The organism is Actinocrinis sp. (genome assembly GCF_035938995.1).
GTDB lineage: Bacteria > Actinomycetota > Actinomycetes > Streptomycetales > Catenulisporaceae > DASZGI01.
In genome coordinates this window covers 1-2,499 of sequence record NZ_DASZGI010000384.1, presented here as the reverse complement: position 1 = coordinate 2,499, position 2,499 = coordinate 1, and the positions used below count along the sequence as shown (strand labels likewise).

The following is a 2,499-nucleotide window of genomic DNA, read 5'->3' as shown; positions in this document are numbered from 1 at the left end:
CAGGAGGGGAAGATCCACTACTACATCTCCGGCTCGACCGGTCAGAACGATCCCTCCTCGGCCGCCTCGCAGATCGCAACCTGGGTCGCTGCGCACTACACCGCCCAGACCGTCGACGGCGTCACCGTCTACGACCTGAGTTCCTCCGCAGGCACCGCATCGACCACCGGCTGACGCGGTCTCAACCGTCCATCCATGCGGTTTCTTTAGCCGCCGCCCCTATAACCAAGTACGCGCTGCCCCGGTCCCCACGGCTGGGGCAGCGCTATCTCATCCCGCCCGCCCTCCACACCTGAGCCGCCTCGCTTCCCCCGCCCAGCCGTTTATCCACAACCCACCACCTTCGACTCGCACTGTCCCATCCCCCCGCTAGGCTGCGGATATGACAGCGCAGGCGGCTCCCGAAATCCACCTCGCCGTCCTCGAAGGCGTACTCGAGCGGATCACCTACGCCAACGAGGAGACGGGTTACACCGTCGCGCGCGTCGCACCTTCGCGTTCCTCCGGCGGCGGCGGAATCGACGATCTGCTCACCGTCGTCGGGGCGCTGCTGGGCGCCCAGCCGGGCGAATCCCTGCGCATGCGCGGACGCTGGGGCGCGCACCCGCAGTACGGCCGCCAGTTCCACGTCGAGAACTACACCACCGTGCTGCCCGCCACCATCCAGGGCATCCAGCGCTACCTAGGCTCCGGCCTGATCAAGGGCATCGGCCCGAAACTCGCCGAGCGCATCGTCGAGCACTTCGGCACCGACACCCTCACCGTCATCGAGACCGACCCCGAGCGGCTGGTCGAGGTCCCCACCCTCGGCCCCAAGCGCACCAAACTCATCGCCGACGCCTGGACCGAGCAGAAGGCCATCAAGGAAGTCATGGTCTTCCTGCAATCCGTGGGCGTAACGACATCCATCGCCGTGCGCATCTACAAGCAGTACGGCGATGCCTCCATCGACATAGTGAAGGCCGAGCCCTACAAACTCGCCGCCGATGTCTGGGGCATCGGCTTCAAGACCGCAGACGCGATCGCTACCGCCGTCGGCATCCCGCACGATTCGCCCGAACGCGTAAAAGCCGGCCTCCAATACACCCTTTCTCAGGGCACCGACGCCGGGAACTGCTTCCTGCCCAAGGACAAGCTCATCGAGGCCGCCGCCAAGATACTGACCGTCGATGCCTCGCTCTGCTCCTCCTGCCTCGACGAACTGATCGTGGCCCAGGGCGCCGTCCGCGAAATCCTCCCCGGCGAGTGGGCCGACACCGAGGCGATCTACCTCGTCCCCTTCCACCGCGCCGAGACCGGCCTTGCCTCCCAACTGCTCTTCCTCCTGGGCGCCCCCGCCGACCGCCTGGCCGCCTTCCAGGACGTCGACTGGGACAAGGCCCTCACCTGGCTGCGCGGCCGCACCGGCCACGATCTCGCCCCCGAACAGCAGGAAGCCGTCAAGCTCGCCCTCACCCGCCGACTCGCCGTGCTCACCGGCGGCCCCGGCTGTGGCAAGTCGTTCACCGTCCGCTCCATCGTGGAACTCGCCCGCGCCAAACGCGCGAAGGTGCTGCTCGCCGCCCCCACCGGCCGCGCCGCGAAACGCCTCGCCGAGCTCACCGGCGCCGAAGCGGCCACCGTCCACCGCCTGCTCGAGCTCAAGCCCGGCGGCGACGCGGCCTATGACCGCGACCGCCCGCTCGACGCGGACCTCATCGTCGTCGACGAGGCGTCCATGCTCGACGTCCTGCTCGCCAACAAGCTCGCGAAAGCCGTCGCACCAGGCGCACACCTGCTCCTGGTCGGCGACGTGGACCAGCTGCCCAGCGTCGGCGCCGGCGAGGTCCTGCGCGACCTCCTCGACGCCGAGCCCGTGCCCCGCGTGCGGCTCACCCAGGTCTTCCGCCAAGCCCAGCAGTCCGGCGTCGTCGTCAACGCGCACCGGATCAACGAGGGCAAACCCCTACGCCTCGGCGAATTCCCCGACTTCCACCTGTTCGCCGAGGACGACTCCGACAAGGCCGCTGAACTCGTCGTCGACCTGGCCGTGAACCGGATCCCCCGCAAGTTCGGCCTCGACGCGAGAAAAGACATCCAGGTACTCACCCCGATGCACCGCGGCCCGGCCGGCGCAGGCAACCTCAACGTGCTGCTCCAGCAGGCCCTCACTCCGCACAAAGACGGCGCCCCCGAGCGAAGGTTCGGCGGCCGGGTCTACCGCGTCGGCGACAAGGTGACCCAGATCCGCAACAACTACGACAAGGGCATGAACGGGGTCTTCAACGGCACCGGCGGCGTAGTCATAAACCTCGACCCCGAGAACCAGAAACTCACCGTCCGCACCGACGAAGACGAGCAGATCGCCTACGACTTCGCCGAACTCGACGAGCTCCAGCACGCGTACGCAGTAACAGTCCACCGCTCGCAGGGCTCGGAGTACCCCGCCGTGATCATCCCGGTCACCACCAGCGCCTGGACCATGCTCCAGCGCAACCTGCTCTACACCGGCGTGACCCG

At 67.9% G+C, this 2,499-nt stretch carries 1 protein-coding gene; it reads left to right on the top strand.

The genetic code is table 11. The features are described 5' to 3' along the window. Positions 1 to 382 precede the first annotated feature (382 nt). On the top strand, positions 383 to 2,499 hold a 2,117-nt coding region (locus VGZ32_RS26685), incomplete at its 3' end, for an ATP-dependent RecD-like DNA helicase (RefSeq protein ID WP_326888973.1).